The 20,993-nt window shown below is 54.8% G+C and carries 24 protein-coding genes; 12 read left to right on the forward strand and 12 right to left on the reverse strand.

The annotated features are described in order from the left end of the window. Window positions 1-2 precede the first annotated feature (2 nt). Window positions 3-1,514 (reverse strand): leucyl aminopeptidase, encoded by a 1,512-nt coding sequence (gene pepA / locus M8014_RS21180; RefSeq protein ID WP_271284345.1) that lies wholly within the window; start codon window positions 1,512-1,514, stop codon window positions 3-5. Between the two features lie 262 nt (window positions 1,515-1,776). Here pepA and lptF point away from each other — a divergent pair, with 262 nt between their 5' ends. The 5 genes from lptF to mtgA all read left to right on the forward strand — a co-directional run bounded on the left by lptF (window position 1,777) and on the right by mtgA (window position 8,031). Next, window positions 1,777-2,877, forward strand: a complete 1,101-nt coding sequence (gene lptF / locus M8014_RS21185; protein WP_271284346.1) for an LPS export ABC transporter permease LptF — start codon at window positions 1,777-1,779, stop codon at window positions 2,875-2,877. Further along, complete coding sequence (gene lptG, locus M8014_RS21190; protein WP_271284347.1) at window positions 2,877-3,959, forward strand: LPS export ABC transporter permease LptG; 1,083 nt, start codon at window positions 2,877-2,879, stop codon at window positions 3,957-3,959. The genes lptF and lptG overlap by 1 nt, the downstream gene beginning before the upstream one ends. Window positions 3,960-4,092: 133 nt before the next feature. After that, entirely contained in the window at window positions 4,093-6,426 is a 2,334-nt protein-coding gene (gene arcB, locus M8014_RS21195) for an aerobic respiration two-component sensor histidine kinase ArcB (protein ID WP_271284348.1), read from the forward strand. A gap of 229 nt (window positions 6,427-6,655) precedes the next feature. After that, window positions 6,656-7,309 carry an isoprenoid biosynthesis glyoxalase ElbB gene (gene elbB, locus M8014_RS21200; RefSeq protein ID WP_271284349.1) on the forward strand — a complete coding sequence of 218 codons (654 nt, stop codon included), beginning with the start codon at window positions 6,656-6,658 and terminating at the stop codon, window positions 7,307-7,309. Beyond that, the gene (mtgA, locus tag M8014_RS21205; protein ID WP_271284350.1) at window positions 7,306-8,031 is read left to right on the forward strand and encodes a monofunctional biosynthetic peptidoglycan transglycosylase; all 726 of its coding nucleotides are present in this window, start codon (window positions 7,306-7,308) and stop codon (window positions 8,029-8,031) included. The genes elbB and mtgA overlap by 4 nt, the downstream gene beginning before the upstream one ends. On the opposite strand, the gene npr is transcribed toward mtgA, so the two are convergent. From npr to M8014_RS21260, 11 genes are all read right to left on the reverse strand, one after another. Further along, complete coding sequence (gene npr, locus M8014_RS21210) at window positions 8,028-8,300, reverse strand: PTS phosphocarrier protein NPr (RefSeq protein ID WP_047058971.1); 273 nt, start codon at window positions 8,298-8,300, stop codon at window positions 8,028-8,030. The genes mtgA and npr overlap by 4 nt on opposite strands. Further along, entirely contained in the window at window positions 8,297-9,151 is an 855-nt protein-coding gene (rapZ, locus tag M8014_RS21215) for an RNase adapter RapZ (RefSeq protein ID WP_271268326.1), read from the reverse strand. The genes npr and rapZ overlap by 4 nt, the downstream gene beginning before the upstream one ends. Before the next feature lie 45 nt (window positions 9,152-9,196). Then, on the reverse strand, window positions 9,197-9,688 hold the full coding sequence (gene ptsN / locus M8014_RS21220) for a PTS IIA-like nitrogen regulatory protein PtsN (protein ID WP_271284351.1): 492 nt from the start codon (window positions 9,686-9,688) through the stop codon (window positions 9,197-9,199). A gap of 82 nt (window positions 9,689-9,770) precedes the next feature. Next, on the reverse strand, window positions 9,771-10,058 hold the full coding sequence (gene hpf / locus M8014_RS21225) for a ribosome hibernation promoting factor (protein WP_271284352.1): 288 nt from the start codon (window positions 10,056-10,058) through the stop codon (window positions 9,771-9,773). 22 nt (window positions 10,059-10,080) lie between these two features. Beyond that, complete coding sequence (gene rpoN, locus M8014_RS21230) at window positions 10,081-11,514, reverse strand: RNA polymerase factor sigma-54 (protein ID WP_271284353.1); 1,434 nt, start codon at window positions 11,512-11,514, stop codon at window positions 10,081-10,083. Between the two features lie 47 nt (window positions 11,515-11,561). Further along, a complete protein-coding gene (lptB, locus tag M8014_RS21235; protein ID WP_271284354.1) occupies window positions 11,562-12,287 on the reverse strand; it encodes an LPS export ABC transporter ATP-binding protein in 726 nt (241 codons plus the stop codon). 6 nt (window positions 12,288-12,293) lie between these two features. Further along, window positions 12,294-12,848, reverse strand: a complete 555-nt coding sequence (lptA, locus tag M8014_RS21240; RefSeq protein ID WP_271284355.1) for a lipopolysaccharide ABC transporter substrate-binding protein LptA — start codon at window positions 12,846-12,848, stop codon at window positions 12,294-12,296. Further along, entirely contained in the window at window positions 12,817-13,392 is a 576-nt protein-coding gene (gene lptC / locus M8014_RS21245; RefSeq protein WP_271284356.1) for an LPS export ABC transporter periplasmic protein LptC, read from the reverse strand. Before lptC ends, lptA begins: the two co-directional genes overlap by 32 nt. Then, on the reverse strand, window positions 13,389-13,955 hold the full coding sequence (kdsC, locus tag M8014_RS21250; protein WP_271284629.1) for a 3-deoxy-manno-octulosonate-8-phosphatase KdsC: 567 nt from the start codon (window positions 13,953-13,955) through the stop codon (window positions 13,389-13,391). Before kdsC ends, lptC begins: the two co-directional genes overlap by 4 nt. A gap of 14 nt (window positions 13,956-13,969) precedes the next feature. After that, on the reverse strand, window positions 13,970-14,956 hold the full coding sequence (gene kdsD, locus M8014_RS21255; protein WP_271284357.1) for an arabinose-5-phosphate isomerase KdsD: 987 nt from the start codon (window positions 14,954-14,956) through the stop codon (window positions 13,970-13,972). Between the two features lie 13 nt (window positions 14,957-14,969). Further along, complete coding sequence (locus M8014_RS21260) at window positions 14,970-15,947, reverse strand: calcium/sodium antiporter (protein WP_271284358.1); 978 nt, start codon at window positions 15,945-15,947, stop codon at window positions 14,970-14,972. Between the two features lie 230 nt (window positions 15,948-16,177). Here M8014_RS21260 and mlaF point away from each other — a divergent pair, with 230 nt between their 5' ends. From mlaF to murA, 7 genes are all read left to right on the forward strand, one after another. After that, complete coding sequence (gene mlaF, locus M8014_RS21265; RefSeq protein ID WP_271284359.1) at window positions 16,178-16,990, forward strand: phospholipid ABC transporter ATP-binding protein MlaF; 813 nt, start codon at window positions 16,178-16,180, stop codon at window positions 16,988-16,990. Between the two features lie 7 nt (window positions 16,991-16,997). Beyond that, a complete protein-coding gene (gene mlaE / locus M8014_RS21270) occupies window positions 16,998-17,780 on the forward strand; it encodes a lipid asymmetry maintenance ABC transporter permease subunit MlaE (protein ID WP_271284360.1) in 783 nt (260 codons plus the stop codon). Between the two features lie 4 nt (window positions 17,781-17,784). Next, entirely contained in the window at window positions 17,785-18,345 is a 561-nt protein-coding gene (gene mlaD / locus M8014_RS21275) for an outer membrane lipid asymmetry maintenance protein MlaD (protein ID WP_271284361.1), read from the forward strand. 3 nt (window positions 18,346-18,348) lie between these two features. Then, complete coding sequence (gene mlaC / locus M8014_RS21280; protein ID WP_271284362.1) at window positions 18,349-18,984, forward strand: phospholipid-binding protein MlaC; 636 nt, start codon at window positions 18,349-18,351, stop codon at window positions 18,982-18,984. After that, entirely contained in the window at window positions 18,984-19,277 is a 294-nt protein-coding gene (gene mlaB / locus M8014_RS21285) for a lipid asymmetry maintenance protein MlaB (RefSeq protein ID WP_271284363.1), read from the forward strand. The genes mlaC and mlaB overlap by 1 nt, the downstream gene beginning before the upstream one ends. 126 nt (window positions 19,278-19,403) lie before the next feature. Then, the gene (ibaG, locus tag M8014_RS21290; protein ID WP_271284364.1) at window positions 19,404-19,658 is read left to right on the forward strand and encodes a BolA family iron metabolism protein IbaG; all 255 of its coding nucleotides are present in this window, start codon (window positions 19,404-19,406) and stop codon (window positions 19,656-19,658) included. Window positions 19,659-19,709: 51 nt separating this feature from the next. Continuing rightward, on the forward strand, window positions 19,710-20,969 hold the full coding sequence (gene murA / locus M8014_RS21295; RefSeq protein ID WP_271284365.1) for a UDP-N-acetylglucosamine 1-carboxyvinyltransferase: 1,260 nt from the start codon (window positions 19,710-19,712) through the stop codon (window positions 20,967-20,969). Window positions 20,970-20,993: the final 24 nt, after the last annotated feature.

The following is a 20,993-nucleotide window of genomic DNA, read 5'->3' on the forward strand; positions in this document are numbered from 1 at the left end:
GTTTACTCTTCGCCGTTAAACCCGGCGCGGTTGAGCAGGAACTGCGACAGCAGGGCAACCGGACGACCGGTGGCGCCTTTGGCTTTACCGGAGCGCCATGCGGTTCCGGCGATGTCCAGGTGGGCCCAGTTGTACTTGCGGGTGAAGCGCGCCAGGAAGCAGCCTGCGGTGATGGCACCGCCAGGACGACCACCAATGTTGCCCATATCCGCGAAGTTGGACTCCAGCTGCTCCTGATACTCATCGCTCATTGGCAGACGCCATGCGCGATCGCCCGCCTGTTCAGAGGCACTGATAAGTTCATGCGCCAGCGGGTTGTGGTTCGACATCAGGCCGGTGATGTGATGGCCCAGCGCAATCACGCAGGCGCCGGTCAGGGTGGCCACGTCGATAACCGCTTCTGGCTCGAAGCGTTCAACATAGGTCAGCACATCGCACAGCACCAGACGGCCTTCAGCGTCGGTGTTCAGCACTTCAACGGTCTGCCCGGACATGGTGGTCAGCACGTCGCCTGGACGATACGCGCGGCCGCCCGGCATGTTTTCACAGCCCGCCAGCACGCCAATAACGTTAATCGGCAGCTGAAGCTCTGCTACCATGCGCATCACGCCGTAAACCGCTGCGGCCCCGCACATGTCGTACTTCATCTCATCCATGCCTTCAGCAGGTTTGATGGAGATACCGCCGGAGTCGAAGGTCAGGCCTTTACCGACCAGCACAATCGGGCGCACGTCCTCAGACGGACTGCCTTTGTACTCAATGACCGACATCAGGGATTCGTTTTGCGAACCATTGCCGACGGCCAGGTAGGAGTGCATCCCCAGCTCTTTCATCTGCTGTTCGCCAATCACACGGGTGACGACGTTTTTGCTGTAGGAGTCAGCCAGCTGACGCGCCTGCGACGCCAGGTAACCGGCATTACAGATGTTTGGCGGCATATTGCCCAGGTCTTTCGCCGCTTTAATACCGGCAGCAATGGCCAGACCGTGCTGAATCGCGCGTTCACCGCTGGTCAGTTCCCGACGGGTTGGGACGTTAAAGACCATTTTACGCAGCGGGCGACGCGGCTCGCTTTTGGTGGTTTTCAACTGGTCGAAGCTGTACAGGGTCTCTTTAGCCGTCTCAACGGCCTGGCGCACTTTCCAGTAGGTGTTGCGCCCTTTTACGTGGAGCTCGGTCAGGAAGCATACTGCTTCCATTGAGCCAGTATCATTCAGCGTATTGATTGTTTTCTGAATCACCTGTTTGTACTGGCGCTCATCCAGCTCACGCTCCTTGCCACAGCCAATCAGCAGAATGCGTTCAGACAGCACGTTCGGAACATGATGCAGCAACAGCGTCTGTCCCGGCTTGCCTTCCAGCTCGCCACGGCGCAGCAGGGCGCTAATATAGCCGTCACTAATTTTATCGAGTTGTTCGGCGATTGGAGAGAGTCTGCGGGGTTCAAATACGCCCACAACGATGCAGGCACTCCGCTGTTTCTCCGGGCTACCGCTTTTTACACTGAACTCCATGAACTACGCTCCTGAATCTTAAAGACAACGGCGGCGGCTACGGATAGAATTGCAACCTTTCGTAACGCATATCCGCTGTTGCGGTGACTTCGTGTTAATCTTAATTACGGTTTCGACACGTCATTACAACTCGTGAGGCGCGAATCCGCCGGGTGTTCTAATCTTAGCGATGATTTCGACGACTCAAGAGAATAAATGACGTTTAAGCCATGAAACAAGCGATTTTCCTGCAAAGAGATGGGTTTTTACGGGCGTATTTAATTTGATAATCATAAGATATCTGGTTCGGGAGACGCTCAAAAGCCAGCTGGCGATACTCTTTATTCTGTTACTGATTTTTTTCTGTCAGAAACTGGTAAGGATCCTCGGTGCGGCGGTCGATGGTGAGATCCCTACAAATCTGGTGCTTTCCCTGCTTGGGTTAGGCGTGCCTGAAATGGCGCAGCTTATCCTGCCGCTCAGTCTTTTCCTTGGCCTGCTGATGACGCTCGGTAAACTCTATACCGAAAGTGAAATTACCGTCATGCACGCGTGCGGCCTGAGCAAAGCGGTGCTGGTGAAAGCGGCGATGGTACTGGCGCTGTTTACCGGCATTGTTGCCGCCGTGAACGTCATGTGGGCTGGCCCCGTCTCTTCCCGTCATCAGGATGAAGTGCTGGCGGAAGCAAAAGCCAACCCTGGTATGGCTGCCCTCGCGCAGGGTCAGTTCCAGCAGGCGTCAGACGGTAGTTCGGTGCTGTTTATTGAAAGCGTTGACGGCAGCCGCTTTAACGAAGTATTCCTCGCCCAAATCCGCACGAAAGGTAATGCCCGTCCGTCGGTCGTGGTGGCCGATTCTGGTCAGCTCTCGCAGGGGAAAGACGGTTCGCAAATCGTCACGCTGAACAAAGGCACCCGCTTCGAAGGCACTGCCCTGCTGCGAGATTTCCGTATTACTGACTTCCAGAATTATCAGGCAATTATTGGTCATCAGGCGGTGGCGCTGGATCCGAGCGATACCGAGCAAATGGACATGCGCACCCTGATTAACACTGACAACAATCGCGCCAGCGCCGAACTGCACTGGCGTATCACGCTGGTGTTTACCGTCTTTATGATGGCGCTGATGGTGGTTCCGCTGAGCATAGTGAACCCGCGCCAGGGCCGCGTGCTCTCGATGCTGCCCGCCATGCTGCTGTATCTGGTGTTCTTCCTGCTACAAACATCAATCAAGTCGAACGGCGGCAAAGGGAAAATTGACCCGGTGGTCTGGACCTGGGTCGTTAACGGACTCTATCTGCTATTGGCGGTGGCCCTCAATCTGTGGGATACCGTGCCGATGCGCCGTGTAAGAGCCCGGATTATGCGTAAAGGAGCGGTGTAATGCAGGCGTTTGGCGTTCTTGACCGCTATATCGGTAAAACTATTTTTACCACCATCATGATGACGTTGTTCATGCTGGTGTCACTCTCCGGGATCATTAAGTTTGTTGACCAGCTGAAAAAGGCCGGTCAGGGGAGCTATGACGCGCTCGGCGCGGGGATGTATACCCTGCTGAGTATCCCGAAAGACGTGCAGATCTTCTTCCCGATGGCGGCGCTGCTGGGTGCGCTATTGGGGCTCGGAATGCTGGCGCAGCGCAGTGAGCTGGTGGTGATGCAGGCCTCTGGCTTTACCCGCATGCAGGTGGCGATGGCGGTGATGAAAACCGCTATCCCGCTGGTGCTGCTGACTATGGCGATGGGCGAGTGGGTCGCGCCGCAGGGCGAGCAGATGGCGCGTAACTACCGCGCACAGCAGATGTACGGTGGCTCGCTGCTCTCCACGCAGCAGGGGCTGTGGGCAAAAGACGGTAAGAACTTTGTCTATATCGAACGCGTGAAGGGCGATAACTCGCTCGGCGGCGTGAGCATCTACAGCTTTAACGATCAGCGTCGATTGCAGGCGGTGCGCTATGCGGCCTCGGCAACCTTTGATGTCGAAAATAAGGTCTGGCGTCTGTCACAGGTGGATGAGTCTAACCTGCAGGATCCAAAGCAGATCACCGGATCACAAACCGTCTCCGGCACCTGGAAAACCAACCTGACCCCGGACAAACTCGGCGTGGTTGCGCTGGATCCCGATGCGCTGTCCATTAGCGGTCTGCACAACTACGTCAAGTACCTGAAGTCGAGTGGCCAGGATGCCGGGCGTTATCAGCTCAATATGTGGAGCAAGATTTTCCAGCCGCTCTCCGTAGCAGTGATGATGCTGATGGCCCTGTCGTTTATCTTCGGCCCGCTGCGTAGCGTGGCGATGGGGGTGCGTGTGGTAACGGGCATCAGCTTCGGCTTTGTCTTCTACGTGCTTGACCAAATCTTCGGTCCGCTGACGCTGGTTTACGGCATTCCTCCGATGATTGGCGCTCTGTTGCCAAGCGCCTCCTTCCTGCTGCTCAGCCTGTGGCTGATGCTGAAGCGCTCCTGATCGTCATTGGCCTCACTTCCTTTCCGGGAGTGGGGCGCATCTCCTGTTTGACACCTCACTTTTTCGCACAACCTTCAACGCCTTGCCTGGAATTTGCGTATGATTGTGCGATAACGTCGTGAAGAGATCCCCTATGAAGCAAATTCGGTTACTGGCGCAATACTATGTCGATCTGATGATGAAGCTTGGCCTGGTGCGCTTCTCCCTGCTGCTGGCCCTGGCGCTGGTGGTGCTGGCAATAGTGGTACAGATGGCCATCACCATGGTGCTGCATGGCCAGGTCGAGAGCATCGACCTTATTCGCTCCATTTTCTTTGGTCTGCTGATCACCCCGTGGGCGGTCTATTTCCTGTCGGTGGTGGTGGAGCAGCTGGAAGAGTCCCGCCAGCGTCTGACCCGGGTGGTGGAAAAGCTCGAAGAGATGCGCGAGCGCGACCTGAAGCTTAACGTGCAGCTGAAGGACAACATTGCCCAGCTCAATCAGGAAATCTCCGATCGCGTAAAGGCCGAGGCCGAGCGCCAGTCCACGCTGGAACAGCTCAGGGTCGAGATGATCGAACGCGAGCAGACGCAAATTCAGCTCGAACAGCAATCCTCCTTCCTGCGCTCGTTTCTCGATGCTTCGCCTGACCTGGTCTTTTATCGCAATGAAGATAAAGAGTTCTCCGGCTGCAACCGGGCAATGGAACTGCTGACCGGCAAGAGCGAAAAACAGCTGGTTAACCTGCGGCCGCAGGATGTGTATTCGGAAGAGGCGGCGGCCAAAGTGATCGAAACCGACGAGAAGGTGTTCCGCCATAACGTTTCGTTGACCTACGAGCAGTGGCTCGACTACCCGGATGGGCGTAAAGCCTGCTTCGAAATTCGCAAAGTGCCTTACTACGATCGCGTCGGGAAGCGCCACGGGCTGATGGGCTTTGGCCGCGATATTACCGAACGCAAGCGCTATCAGGATGCGCTGGAGCGCGCCAGCCGCGACAAAACCACCTTTATCTCGACCATCAGCCACGAGCTGCGCACGCCACTCAACGGTATTGTCGGCTTGAGCCGCATTCTGTTGGATACCGATCTGACGGCCGAGCAGGAGAAATACCTCAAAACCATTCACGTTTCGGCGGTTACTCTCGGCAATATCTTCAACGATATTATTGATATGGATAAGATGGAGCGGCGCAGAGTCCAGCTGGATAACCAGCCGATAGACTTCACCAGCTTCCTGGCGGATCTGGAAAACCTCTCCGGCCTGCAGGCCCAGCAGAAAGGGCTGCGCTTTGTGCTGGACCCGACGCTGCCGCTACCGCATAAAGTGGTGACGGACGGTACGCGTCTGCGCCAGATCCTGTGGAATTTGATCAGCAACGCCGTCAAATTTACCCAGAGTGGTCAGGTCGCGGTGCGCGTGCGCTACGGCGAGGACGAGATGCTGCATTTTGAAGTGGAAGATTCCGGGATCGGTATTCCGCAGGAAGAGCAGGACAAGATCTTCGCCATGTATTATCAGGTGAAGGACAGCCAGGGCGGCAAGCCCGCCACCGGTACCGGCATTGGTCTGGCCGTCTCGCGCAGATTAGCCAAGAGCATGGGCGGCGATATTACCGTCACCAGCAATCCTGGCAAAGGTTCGCTGTTTACGCTCAGCGTTAACGCTCCTGCGGTCGCTGAAGAGGTGGAAGATACCTTTGACCAGGATGAGATGCCGCTGCCCGCGCTGCACGTGCTACTGGTTGAAGATATCGAGCTGAACGTGATTGTCGCGCGTTCGGTGCTGGAGAAGCTTGGCAGCAGCGTGGATGTGGCGATGACCGGTAAAGCTGCGCTGGAGATGTTCACCCCGGGGGAATATGACCTTGTGCTGCTGGACATCCAGCTGCCGGATATGACCGGGCTGGATATTTCCCGCGAGCTGACGCAACGCTACGCCCAGGACGAGCTACCGCCGCTGGTGGCGCTGACCGCCAATGTGCTGAAGGATAAACAAGAGTATCTGGATGCCGGGATGAACGACGTGCTGAGCAAACCGCTGGCGGTTCCGGCGTTAACCGCGATGATCAAGAAATTCTGGGACACCCGTGATGAAGAGGAGAGCACCATGACGACAGTAGATACCGAAAAAGCGCAGTCCTTACTGGATATCACCATGCTTGAGCAGTACATCGATTTAGTCGGTCCGAAGCTGATCACTGACGGTGTCGCCATGTTCGAAAAGATGATGCCGGGGTATTTGAACGTGCTGGAGTCGAATCTGACGGCGCGCGATCAAAAAGGGATCGTCGAAGAAGGGCATAAGATCAAAGGCGCGGCGGGCTCTATTGGCTTGCGTCATCTGCAGCAGCTGGGTCAGCAAATCCAGTCACCCGATTTACCGGCATGGTCTGATAACGTTGGTGAATGGGTTGAAGAGATGAAGCAGGAGTGGCAGAACGACGTGGCGGTGCTGAAAGCGTGGGTGGACAGCAGAAAAAAATGACCCCGGCTAAACCGGGGTGCGCGAATACTGCGCCAACACCAGGGAAATTATGGCTGCGCCTTAATTGTTATTTTGTAGCAGAAGGGCGTAGCCTCAAAATTCAGGCCGTAAGCAGTTAAGATAGCAAATCTTAAATAAGTTGTTACATGAATCAGTTAAATGTGTGAAGCATACCGTTTTAATCAGAATTATTAATGGGCGTGTAACATAGTTCAGAGGGATCGACAGGATGAAAAAAGTAGGCGTAATACTGAGCGGCTGCGGCGTTTACGATGGATCCGAAATCCACGAGGCGGTCCTGACGCTGCTGGCACTGGCACGCAGCGGGGCACAAGCCGTCTGCTTCGCACCGGATCGAACCCAGTCGGATGTCATTAATCACCTCACCGGCGAGCCGATGGCGGAAAGCCGGAACGTCTTGATCGAGGCGGCGCGGATCGCGCGCGGACAGATTCGTCCTCTTAACCAGGCCCGTGCAGATGAGCTGGATGCGCTGATTGTGCCAGGAGGCTTTGGTGCGGCAAAAAATCTCAGCGATTTTGCCCGCGAGGGCAGCGCCTGTCAGGTCGACAGCCATTTAAAAAGCCTGACGCAGCAGATGCATGCCGCAGGTAAACCGCTGGGCTTCATCTGTATTGCACCGGCAATGCTGCCGGCAATCTTTGATATTCCGCTGCGTCTGACCATCGGCACCGATATTGATACTGCCGAAGTGATCGAAGACATGGGCGGGGAGCATATCCCGTGCCCGGTGGAAGATATCGTGGTCGACGAGGACAACAAAATTGTCACCACCCCAGCCTATATGCTGGCGCACGATATTGCCGAAGCAGCAGGTGGCATTGAGAAGCTGGTGGCTCGTGTGCTGGTGCTGGCTGAATGAGATTGAAACGCCCGCGGGCAGGCTGGATGAGACGGATGGTCGTGCGCATTTTGCTGGTGCTGGCGGTCTTCTGGGGTGGCGGTATTGCCCTGTTCAGCTTTCTGCCGGTGCCCTTTTCGGCGGTGATGATTGAGCGCCAGCTGAGCCGCTGGCTGAGCGGGGATTTCAGCTATGTTGCCCATTCAGACTGGGTGAGTATGGATGAGATCTCCCCGTGGATGGGGCTCGCGGTCATTGCTGCAGAAGATCAGAAGTTTCCCGATCACTGGGGCTTTGACGTCGGCGCAATTGAAAAGGCCTTAGCGCATAACGAGCATAATGCGAGCCGGATCCGCGGAGCGTCGACGCTGTCTCAGCAGACGGCGAAAAATCTGTTTCTGTGGGATGGGCGCAGCTGGGTACGTAAGGGACTGGAGGCCGGGCTGACGCTGGGCATCGAAACGGTGTGGAGCAAAAAGCGCATCCTGACGGTGTACCTGAATATTGCGGAGTTTGGCGAGGGCATATTTGGCGTTGAAGCGGCATCACAGCGCTATTTTCGTAAACCGGCAAGTCGTCTGACGCCGTCAGAGGCCGCGCTGCTGGCGGCGGTGTTGCCCAATCCGATTCGCTTTAAGGCCAGTACGCCATCCGGCTACGTGCGCAGCCGTCAGGCGTGGATCATGCGCCAGATGCGCCAGCTAGGCGGAGAAGGGTATATGCAGGCGCATAACCTGCATTAGTCTTCATCAAACCCGGCGTTAAACAGCGCAATAACGGCAGCCAGCGCCTCTTCTTCCTGTGGACCGGTGGCTTCAATTTCGATCTGGCGACCCTTGGCGGAATCCAGCATTAGCAAGGCAATCACGCTGTTGGCTTCCGCTTCAGTGCCTTCGTCGTTACGCAGCAGCACTTCCGCGTCAAAACCCTGCATCAGTTCAAACAGCTTCATCGCCGGGCGGGCATGCATGCCCAGCTTGTTGGTGATTTCAACGGTCTGCTTTACGGTCATGTTTTGCGTTTTTCCAGCGTACGATGACGAGACTGCACGTTTTTACCGCGTGAGCGGAAATAGTCAGCCAGTTGCTCAGCAATATAAACCGAACGGTGCTTACCACCGGTACAGCCAATCGCCACCGTCAGATAGCTGCGATTGTTTGTCTCCAGCATGGGCAACCAGAGTTCAAGGTAGCTGCGCGTCTGATAGATAAAGTTATGCACTTCAGTATGTCGGTCGAGGAATGCGGCCACCGGCTTGTCGAGGCCGGTCATCGGACGCAGCTTAGGATCCCAGTGCGGGTTTGGCAAAAAGCGAACGTCAAATACATAGTCCGCATCGATAGGAATGCCGTGCTTAAAGCCAAACGACTCGAACACCATCGTCAGTTCACGCTCGCGTTTGCCCAGCAGGCGCGTACGCAGCATCTCTGCCAGCTCATGGACGGACATTTCCGAGGTATCGACGATCAGATCGGCCCGGGAGCGCAGCGGCTCCAGCAGATCGCTCTCCTGGTCGATCGCGCTTTCCAGCGACAGATTTTTACTCGAGAGCGGATGCAGGCGACGGGTATCGCTGTAGCGGCGGATCAGCGTATTGCGATCGGCATCAAGGAACAGCAGCTGAGGTGAAAACGCCTCCGGCAGACTGCTCATCGCTTGCTCAAAGATTTCTGGTGATTCAGGCATGTTGCGCACGTCAATACTGACCGCGGCAGAAATCTGCCGTTCGGCCAGCGTCCGCGCCAGGTCGGGCAGCAGGACAACCGGCAGGTTATCCACGCAGTAAAAGCCCATATCTTCCAGTGCTCGCAGGGCCACTGACTTCCCTGAACCTGAACGACCACTGACGATCATCAGCACCATGTACCGTTTCTCCTCAGGACTGCAGATGTCAACGCCATCGCCCGATTACGCATCACCCTGATTGCCTTCTGTTTCCGTAATGATTTGATAGAGCTCTTCATCGCTTTGTGCCGCGCGCAGACGACGACAGATGGTTTTATCCGCCAGTCGTTTGGCCACCAGCGAGAGCGTGTGCAGATGCGTTTTTGTCTGGTCAGCGGGCACCAGTAGCGCAAACAGCAGATCGACCGGCTGGTTATCAATGGCATCGAACGCGATCGGCGTTTCAAGCTGCACAAACACGCCCACGGCACGCAGGGTATCTTCTTCCAGTTTGCCGTGTGGAATGGCGATGCCGTTGCCGATGCCGGTACTGCCCATTTTCTCGCGGGTCAGAATGGCTTCGAACACCACCTGCGATGGCAGGCCCAGCTGTTTTGCGGCCAGTTCACTGATGATCTCCAGCGCACGTTTTTTGCTCTGGCAGTGAACCGCACTGCGGGTACATTCCTGGTTAAGGACGTTGCTCAGTTGTAGAGTGGAATCGTTATTCATCATAATTTCACCTAAGCGCTAACTGTACAAAGGGCCCGTTGTGTTTCACAACAGGCCGTCCTGCACCCGTTAACAGCCCGGACAATTAGTGTTGTTTCAGTTTATCTTTATGTTTGTTTAGCTGCCGGGCCAGCTTGTCAATCAAGCCGTCGATAGCCGCGTACATGTCCTGCCCTTCCGCACTGGCATGGATTTCACCCCCGTTGACGTGCAGGGTCGCATCCGAGATATGAGTCACTTTTTCCACTTTTAACACAATGTAGACCTGATTGATCCTCTCGAAATACTGTTCAAGCTTGGCGAATTTGGTGTTAAGAAAATCGCGCAAGGACTCTGTGATTTCGACGTTGTGTCCAGTGATGTTGAGCTGCATAGTGTCTTCCTTATCGGTTGTGTCAAACCAGTTGTTTACGCTGGTTAGACGGCGGAATGGATAAAGACTCTCGATACTTCGCAACAGTGCGGCGTGCGACCATGATACCTTGTTCGGACAGCATGGTGGTCAACTTACTGTCACTCAGTGGTTTCGCGGGGTTTTCCGCGGCGATCAACTTCTTCACCAGCGCCCGAATAGCCGTCGACGAGGCTTCGCCGCCGCCTTCGGTACTCACATGGCTGGAGAAAAAATACTTAAGCTCAAAAATACCGCGCGGGCTGTGCAGATACTTCTGCGTTGTCACGCGGGAAATCGTCGATTCATGCATCTCGACGGCCTGGGCGATATCGGCCAGCACCATCGGTTTCATATACTCATCACCCTGTTCAAAAAACGCCTGCTGCTGCTCAACGATGCAGCGGCTTACGCGCAGCAGCGTGTCATTGCGGCTCTCGAGGCTTTTAATCAGCCAGCGCGCCTCCTGGAGGTTGCTGCGAATGAACTGGTTATCGGAGTCGTTGCGCGTGCTGGTACACATTGACGCGTACTGCTGGTTGATTTGCAGGCGCGGAATGCTGTCGGCGTTGAGCTCCACGGTCCATAGACCGTTGTGCTTGCGCACCAGCACGTCCGGAATGACGTACTCGGGTTCACCGGCCTGGATAGACTGACCTGGACGCGGATCAAGGGACTGGATCAGATTCACCGCTTCCTTCAGCACATCTTCTTTCAGCCGGGTAACGCGCATCAGCGAACGGAAGTCATGATTCGCCAGCAGATCCAGATGTTCGCTGATGATCAGGCGCGCCTCTTCAAGCCACGGCGTCTCTTTAGCGAACTGGGAAAGCTGGATAAGCAGGCAGTCACGTAAATCTTTGGCGGCGACACCGACCGGATCGAAACGCTGAATGCGCTTCAGTACCGCCTCAACCTCTTCAAGTTCAAGCTCATCATCGCCAATGCTCTCAAGAATGTCGTCCAGCGAGACGGTCAGATAGCCCGTCTCATCGACGGCATCGACTATCGAGGTGGCGATGGCACGATCGGTATCGGAAAACGGTGTCAGCTCCACCTGCCACATCAGGTAATCCTGAAGCGTCTGGGTGGTTTCACCCTGATAAACGGGGAGTTCATCGTCCTGGTAGTCTGCACGTGTGCCGGACGGTGTTCCGGCGGTGTAGATTTCATCCCAGCTGGCATCGAGCGGAAGCTCGTCAGGCATCTCTTTTTGCTCAAGGGCCTCAACCGTGTCGAGGGCCTCTTTGTCCTGAGGCTGCTGGGTTTCTATCTCTTCGTGAAGATCGGTTTGCTCGAGCAGGGGGTTACTGTCCAGTGCCTGCTGAAGTTCCTGCTGGAGTTCTAACGTCGACAGTTGCAACAGACGAATGGCCTGTTGTAACTGCGGTGTCATCGCCAGCTGTTGGCTGAGCCTTAATTGCAAACCTTGCTTCATGTTCAGAGCATTTTTCTCCGTTTACGCGAGACTAAACTTCTACCCTATCAGAGTCTGAAGTCTTCCCCAAGATACACGCGCTTAACATGCTCGTCTTCAAGGATCTGCTGCGGTGTACCGTGGGCAATAAGATGGCCCTGGCTGACGATATAAGCACGTTCACACACCGCCAGCGTTTCACGGACGTTGTGATCGGTGATGAGTACACCAAGGCCGCTGTCGCGCAGATGCTCGATAATGCGTTTAATGTCGATAACGGAAATGGGGTCAACGCCCGCGAAGGGTTCATCCAGCAGGATAAATTTCGGGTTGGCGGCCAGCGCGCGGGCAATTTCCACGCGGCGACGTTCACCTCCGGAAAGCGCCTGACCGAGGCTGTTGCGCAGATGCTCGATATGGAACTCTTCCATCAGCTCATTGGCGCGATCGTTGCGCTGTTCCGCAGACAGGTCGTCACGGATCTGCAGCACCGCCATCAGGTTGTCGAACACGCTCAGGCGTCGGAAAATCGAGGCTTCCTGCGGCAAATAACCGATGCCACGGCGCGCACGCGCGTGAAGGGGCAGCAAGCTGATGTCTTCATCATCAATAATGATGTTACCCGCATCGCGCGGCACAATCCCGACCACCATGTAAAAGGTGGTGGTTTTACCCGCACCGTTAGGACCCAACAGGCCGACAATTTCGCCGGAGTTGACGGTCAGACTGACATCTTCCACTACGCGGCGGCCTTTGTAGGCTTTGGCGAGATTCTTTGCAGTTAATGTTGCCATAACGAATTAGTTACTCTTTTTCTGTGCCGGAGCCTGATTGTTGTTTTTGTCCTGCAACTGCGATGGAACAAGTACGGTCGTGACACGCTTGCCCTTTTCGCTAAAGGCCTGCATTTTTTGCTCTTTCACCAGGTAGGTGATTTTGTCGCCTTTAATATTGCTGTCGAGCTGCTCCAGGAACGCATTCCCGGTCAGGACGACGAAATCCTTCGCCAGTTCGTAGTGCATCTGCGAAGCGCGGCCTTTGACGGGCTTACCGTTATCCTGCATCTGATAGAAGGTGGCCGGGTTACCATAGCCATCAATGACCTCTTTCCCGTCTTCGCCGCCTGGACGGGTGACAACAACCTTGTCGGCGTTGATTTTGATGGTACCCTGGGTCACCACGACATTTCCGGTAAAGGTCACTATATTACCCTGCATATCGAGTGACTGTGTGTCGGACTCGATATGGATCGGCTGCTCGGTATCACCCGTTACAGCAAGCGCGGGCAGGCTGACGGCCAGCAGCGCGCTGGCGATGATAAAATTAAGGCTGAGTTTGTTTGTTTTGAATTTCATAAGAGGTTCTAACCTTTTCAATCAGCTCTGCGTTCTTGCTGCGTAAGTTCCCGCGCATTCTCAGACCGCTGGAATTAAATGTGGTGCCATATAACGTAACCAGATCCTGCGACGTCACATCCTGAGTCACAAGGTTAATCTGAGCGTTATCGGTGGTGATTTTGCGCAGCTGTGAGTCAGCGGTCAGCGCATTCACTTCAACATGACCATACAGATAAAGCATACGGTCATTCGTCAGTTTTGCCCGGTCTGATTTAATCGACCATGTCGGAATTTTATTGGCATCAAAGGTGGTCATCACCGGTTGGGTAAACCACGACACACCCTGTTCGGAAAAATACTCAACGTGCTGAGCGATAAGGCGGTAGTTCAGGGCGCCTTCCGGGCTGTAAACCACCGTATCGCTGTGATCGCTTTTATAAGTTGGGTCGTTGGTGTTCACCGTCGGCGCTTGCGCGTCGTCCCGGTCAGCGAGGTTTACGCCAATCAGTACAAGTGCGACAAGCGAAAGCAGAATAATCACCCAACGTCTGGTTTTACTCATATCGATTGCCCTTTGGCCTCATCAAGCTTACCTTGCGCCAGCAACAACAGGTCGCACACTTCCCGGACTGCGCCGCGGCCGCCGTCAATGCGGGTGACATAGTCAGCACGCGGGATCAATAGCGGATGGGCATCGGCAACGGCGATGCTTAGACCCACTTCTGCCATTACTGGCCAGTCAATCAGGTCATCGCCAACATAAGCGACATTTTCCGGGGCGATAGCCAGTTTACCAACTAAGTCCCTGAAAGCGACCATCTTATCGGATTGTCCCTGGTAAAGATGGGTAATACCCAGCGTCTCGCAGCGATCTTCTACTAGTTTAGCCTTACGCCCGGTAATAATGGCAACTTCTATGCCAGAAGTGAGCGCGCAGCGAATACCATAGCCGTCGCGCACGTTGAAGGCCTTCAGCTCTTCACCATTATTACCCATATAAATCAAACCGTCGGACAGAACACCATCCACATCCAGAATCAACAGGCGAATGTTTTCTGCCTGCGCCATCATCTGCGTACTGACCGGGCCATAACAGGTTGCAAGGGATGCACCCGCATTACTCATTGTCTTATCCTTCATTACACTACGCCTGCGCGCAGCAGATCATGCATATGTACCACACCCAGCAACTGGTCGCCATCGGCAACCATAACGGAGGTGATGTGGCGGGACTGCATCAGGTTTAACACTTCGACGGCCAGCAGGCCGGAACGCACCCGGATGCCGCCAGTGGTCATCACGTCGGCGATACCCAGTTTGCGGACATCGACACCCATATCGAAAACGCGGCGTAAGTCCCCGTCGGTGAAGATACCTTCAATCTTCATCTGGTCGTCGCAAATGACTGTCATACCCAGATTCTTACGGGTGATCTCCAGCAGGGCATCACGCAGCGAGGCGGTTTTACTGACGTGCGGAATTTCGTCACCTGTGTGCATGATGTCGTTAACCCGCAGCAGCAGTTTACGCCCCAGCGCACCGCCCGGATGGGAGAGGGCGAAATCTTCGGCGGTAAAGCCGCGTGCTTCCAACAGGGCGACGGCCAGCGCATCGCCCATGACCAGCGCTGCAGTGGTGCTGGAGGTCGGCGCCAGGCCCAACGGGCAGGCTTCTTTTGGCACTTTGACGCACAGATGAATATCTGCGGCGCGCGCCATGCTGCTCTCCGGACGGCTGGTAATACAGATGAGGGGAACGTGAAGCCGCTTAAGCACCGGGATCAGCGCCAGCACTTCGTTGGATTCGCCGGAGTTGGATAACGCAATCACGATATCCTGAGCACTGACCATACCCAGGTCGCCGTGCGCCGCTTCGCCAGGATGGACGAAAAACGCGGTGGTGCCGGTGCTGGCAAAAGTGGCCGCCATTTTCCGCCCAATATGCCCGGATTTGCCCATTCCCATCACCACGACTTTGCCGGTGCAGTGAAACAGCGCCTCACATGCCGAACTAAAATCCTGATTAATGTATTGATCTAACTGCGCCAGACCTTCACGTTCAATCTCCAGAACCTGTTTTCCTGCTTTCTGAAAGTCAAAACCCGGCTGCAATTCTATTTGCGACATAATGCGTTTCCGTTTACCCAGAGAGAAGAGGCGAGAGCCAGTAAAGCATCGCCATCCATACGATAAATCCCACCGTCAGCAGCGCGCCCACGCCCTGACCAATCTGTTGCTTGCGCTGCCAGCAGAGCAGGGCGAAGATTGTGCTAACCACCACCATCACGCCGTAATCGCGGCTAAACGCAAGCGGGTTAAAAGCGCCTGGGGCTATCAGGGCTGGCAGGCCAAGCACGATCACAATATTGAAAATATTCGAGCCGATAATATTGCCAATCGCGATGTCATCCTCGCCTTTACGTGCTCCGGCGATGGCGGTGGCCAGCTCAGGCAGGCTGGTACCAATGGCAATCACCGTCAGGCCGATGGTTAACTCGCTCATAGCAAAGTAGTTCGCCAGAACCGTCGCGTTATCAACTATCATTTGCGTGGCCATCGGCATGATGATCAGTGCGACGCCCAGCCACAGTAATGCGACGGGTAAATTGCCTTCCCGCGGGAGCTCAGCAACCTGCTCCTGGGTTAAGGTGTCCTGGCCTTGTTTTTCAGCCGTTCTGGCAAGTTTTACAATGTAAAACAGCCAGATGATCGCCAGCGCCAGCAGAAATAAACCGTCGCTGAACGTTAACTGCCCGTCGTACAGCACGCAGCCTGCCAGCAGGCTGACAATTAACATTAGCGGCAATTCACGGCGCAGAACATCAGAATGCACGCGAAATGGATGCAGCAGCGCAGCAAGGCCCAGAATTAACAAAATGTTGACGATATTGGAGCCAATAGCGGTGCCGACAGCGAGATCCACCTGATCGTGCAGCGAGGCTGCAACGGAGACGATGATCTCCGGCAGGGAGGTGCCGATGCTGACCACCGTCATCCCAATAATCAGGGGGGGAATACCAAACAGACGACACAGAATTGATGCGGAGAACACCAGACGATCGGCACTGTAGACTACCAAAAGTAAACCAATTATTAACAGTGCCGTTGCTAAAAGCATCAAAAGTCCTTTCTTCAGGTATACTCGCCGGTCCACGGAGAAAAATTTCTCTGGCGCTGCATACAGTCTGTAGACGTAACGAATTCCTAATTTTGACTTTATGCGCCGTAAAAGTAAAACAAATGCCAGCTTTCGCTAACCTCAGTGGGTAATATTCTGTAAAAATGTTGGGTTTGCGGCTGAACTAAGCCTCATGGTGATCCTGCACCAGCAATAGAAAGGAAATGTACATGAGCCTGAATGGGGCGAATATTGTCGATGTCCGTGGCGTCAGCTTCACGCGCAGTAACCGGGTCATTTTTGACAACATCTCTTTGACTGTGCCTCGCGGTAAGATTACCGCCATTATGGGGCCCTCAGGTATTGGTAAAACCACCTTGTTGCGCCTGATTGGCGGCCAGATCCCCCCGGCAAGCGGAGAGATCCACTTCGACGGTGAGAATGTCCCGACTATGTCGCGCTCTCGCCTGTATACCGTGCGTAAACGCATGAGTATGCTGTTCCAGTCTGGTGCCCTTTTTACCGATCTGAACGTCTTTGATAACGTGGCCTATCCACTGCGTGAGCATACGCGTCTGCCTGCAGAGCTGTTGAAAAGCACGGTGATGATGAAGCTCGAGGCGGTGGGGTTACGCGGTGCAGCAAAACTGATGCCTTCAGAGCTCTCAGGCGGGATGGCGCGGCGTGCCGCGCTGGCACGCGCCATTGCGCTGGAACCGGATTTGATCATGTTTGATGAACCTTTTGTCGGGCAGGATCCTATTACCATGGGCGTGCTGGTTAAGCTGATCTCCGAGCTTAATAGCGCCCTGGGCGTCACCTGCATCGTGGTCTCACACGATGTACCTGAAGTGCTCAGCATCGCCGATTACGCTTACATCGTGGCGGACAAAAAAATTGTCGCTCACGGTAGCGCGCACTCCTTGCAGAATAACAGCGATCCACAGGTCCGACAGTTCCTCGACGGTATCGCTGATGGCCCTGTGCCGTTCCGCTATCCGGCAGGTGATTATCATCAAGATTTATTGGGAATAGGGAGTTAAGCCACTCATGCTGTTAAATGCGTTGGCCGCTCTCGGACACCGTGGCATAAAAACCATCAGGACGTTCGGGCGTGCCGGGTTGATGTTATTCAATGCGCTGATCGGGAAACCGGAATTCCGCAAACATGCTCCTTTGCTGGTACGCCAGCTGTATAATGTCGGCGTCCTGTCGATGCTCATTATCATTGTTTCCGGTGTCTTCATCGGGATGGTGTTAGGGCTGCAGGGGTATTTGGTGCTGACCACCTATAGTGCGGAAACCAGCCTCGGCATGCTGGTGGCGCTCTCCCTGCTGCGTGAGCTGGGGCCGGTGGTGGCTGCGCTGCTGTTTGCTGGTCGTGCCGGGTCGGCGCTAACCGCCGAAATCGGTCTGATGCGCGCCACTGAGCAGCTCTCCAGTATGGAAATGATGGCCGTCGATCCGCTGCGTCGGGTGATCTCACCGCGCTTCTGGGCGGGCGTGATCTCTTTGCCGCTGCTGACTATCCTCTTTGTTGCCGTCGGGATCTGGGGCGGGTCGCTGGTCGGCGTGCAATGGAAAGGGATCGATGCCGGGTTCTACTGGTCGGCAATGCAAAGTGCGGTGGACTGGCGCATGGATCTGATTAATTGCCTGATTAAAAGCGCGGTATTCGCCGTGACTATCACCTGGATTGCGTTATTCAATGGTTATGACGCGATCCCGACTTCAGCTGGCATCAGCCGGGCAACAACGCGTACCGTTGTGCATTCGTCGCTTGCCATACTGGCTCTGGATTTTGTGCTCACCGCACTGATGTTTGGGAATTGAGTTCATGCAAACGAAAAAAACTGAAATTTGGGTAGGCGTATTTGTGTTGCTGGCACTGCTGGCAGCGCTCTTTTTAAGCTTTAAAGTGGCGGATGTCACGACGATCCGCACCGAGCCGACATACCGTATTTATGCCACCTTCGACAACATTGGCGGCCTGAAAAATCGCTCGCCGGTGCGTATTGGTGGCGTGGTGGTCGGGCGTGTGGCGGACATTACGCTGGATGAGAAAAGCTACTTGCCTCGCGTTGCGCTGGATATTGAAGAGCGCTACAACCATATCCCGGATACCAGTTCCCTTTCTATCCGTACCTCCGGCCTGCTGGGTGAACAATATCTGGCGCTGAACGTCGGTTTTGAAGATCCCGAACTGGGAACGACTATTCTTAAAGATGGCGGTGTGATTCAGGATACGAAGTCAGCCATGGTATTAGAAGATATGATTGGTCAGTTCCTTTACAACAGCAACAGTAAAGGCGGCGATCAGGATCAGGCTGCTCAGACACCCGCGCAAACCGATGCTGTGCCGTCCGCTGGTACGACGAATTCATCTCAGGAGAAGTAATTCATGTTTAAACGACTGTTAATGGTTGCCATGCTGATGATTGCCCCTCTGACTGCGGCAAATGCAGCCGATCAGACCAATCCTTATCAACAGATGACCGAAGCGGCAAAGAAAACCTTTGATCGCCTTAAAAATGAACAACCTAAGATTCGTTCTAATCCCGATTACCTGCGTGATGTGGTTGATCAGGAGCTGCTGCCTTATGTGCAGGTGAAATATGCCGGTGCACTGGTGCTGGGTCGTTACTACAAAGACGCGACCCCGGCGCAGCGTGAAGCCTATTTCACTGCGTTTCGTGAATACCTGAAACAAGCTTATGGTCAGGCGCTGGCGATGTACCACGGTCAGACCTATCAGATAGCCCCTGCACAGCCGCTGGGTGATGCGACTATCGTGCCTATTCGCGTAACCATCATCGATCCGAACGGTCGCCCACCGGTGCGCCTGGACTTCCAGTGGCGTAAGAACAGCCAGAGTGGCAACTGGCAGGCGTACGATATGATTGCTGAAGGGGTGAGCATGATCACCACCAAGCAAAACGAATGGAGCGATCTGCTGCGTACCAAAGGTATCGACGGTCTGACCGCGCAGCTGAACAGTATCTCGCGCCAGAAAATCACCCTGGAAGAGAAGAAATAATGCTGCCGCAGCTCAGCTGGGTCCGCGAGGGGGAAACGTTACTACTCTCTGGTGAGCTGGATCAGGATTTTCTGAATCCTCTGTGGGATGCGCGACACGAAGCGATGCAGGGCATTTCCTGCATCGATCTCGGCGGTGTTTTACGCGTTGATACCGCAGGGGTTGCGCTGCTGGTCCATCTGGTGGCGACGGGCAAACAGCAAGGGCGGCAGGTCTCGCTTTCTGGCATTAGCGACAACGTCATGACCCTGGCTCAGCTTTATAATTTGCCAGCAGACGTTTTACCTCGCTAACTTTTTCAGTACGTTACTATAGAAAGCCTCGACAGTTTCTTCGTCGGGGCTTTTTGCTTGTTTAAGACTGCCTCACTTTGCTCTAAGATGTTGGGCTTGTTTTCACTACCAGATGATAAAGAACCCATGGAAAATCATGAAATCCAGACCGTGCTGATGAACGCACTTGCCCTTCAGGAAGTCCACGTCTCCGGCGATGGCAGTCACTTTCAGGTTATTGCTGTGGGTGAGGTATTCGACGGCATGAGCCGCGTGAAGAAACAGCAGGCTGTCTATGCGCCGCTGATGGAATATATCGCGGATAATCGTATCCATGCCCTGTCGATCAAAGCGTTCACCCCAACTGAATGGGCACGCGATCGCAAACTAAACGGTTTTTGAGCTGAGGGTGAAATGCCCGCAGCACGGTTGAATTTATACAGAGAGTAAATCATGGACAAATTTCGTGTTCAGGGGCCGACGCGCCTTCAGGGCGAAGTCACAATTTCCGGCGCTAAGAACGCCGCGCTGCCGATCCTCTTCGCTGCACTGCTTGCGGAAGAGCCGGTAGAGATTCAGAACGTACCGAAGCTGAAAGATATCGACACCACCATGAAGCTGCTCGGCCAGCTCGGTACCAAGGTTGAGCGCAACGGTTCTGTATGGATCGATGCCAGTAACGTCAATAACTTCTCCGCCCCTTACGACCTGGTGAAAACCATGCGTGCCTCCATCTGGGCGCTGGGTCCGCTGGTGGCACGTTTCGGTCAGGGTCAGGTCTCTCTGCCTGGCGGCTGTGCCATTGGCGCGCGTCCGGTCGATCTGCACATCTTTGGCCTCGAAAAACTCGGCGCTGACATCAAGCTGGAAGAGGGCTACGTCAAAGCGTCAGTTAATGGCCGTCTGAAAGGCGCGCACATCGTGATGGACAAAGTCAGTGTCGGTGCTACCGTCACTATCATGTCTGCGGCGACGCTGGCTGAAGGCACCACCGTTATTGAGAACGCTGCGCGCGAGCCTGAAATCGTCGATACGGCGAACTTCCTCAATGCACTGGGTGCGAAGATCACCGGCCAGGGTACCGATCGTATCACCATCGAAGGCGTTGCACGTCTGGGGGGCGGCGTTTATCGCGTCCTGCCTGACCGTATCGAAACCGGCACCTTCCTGGTGGCTGCGGCAATCTCCGGCGGCAAAATTATCTGCCGTAATGCCCAACCCGATACGCTGGATGCTGTTCTGGCGAAGCTGCGTGATGCGGGTGCGGACATCGAAACCGGTGAAGACTGGATCAGCCTGGACATGCACGGTAAACGTCCTAAGGCTGTGAATGTACGCACTGCGCCGCATCCGGCATTCCCGACGGATATGCAGGCACAATTCACGTTGCTGAACCTGGTGGCTGAAGGTACTGGCTTTATCACCGAAACCATCTTCGAAAACCGCTTTATGCACGTGCCTGAATTGATCCGTATGGGTGCGCATGCGGAAATCGAGAGCAACACCGTGATTTGCCATGGCGTGGAAAAACTGTCCGGTGCGCAGGTGATGGCAACGGATCTGCGTGCTTCTGCGAGCCTTGTATTAGCGGGTTGTATTGCAGAAGGGACAACGATTGTGGATCGTATTTATCACATCGATCGCGGCTATGAGCGTATCGAAGATAAACTGCGCGCGCTGGGTGCAAATATCGAGCGTGTAAAGGGCGAGTAATCGTTCGGGCAGCCCCCTGCCACA

Origin of the sequence: Silvania hatchlandensis (assembly GCF_025564065.1) — a bacterium.
Classification (GTDB): Bacteria; Pseudomonadota; Gammaproteobacteria; order Enterobacterales; family Enterobacteriaceae; genus Enterobacter; species Enterobacter hatchlandensis.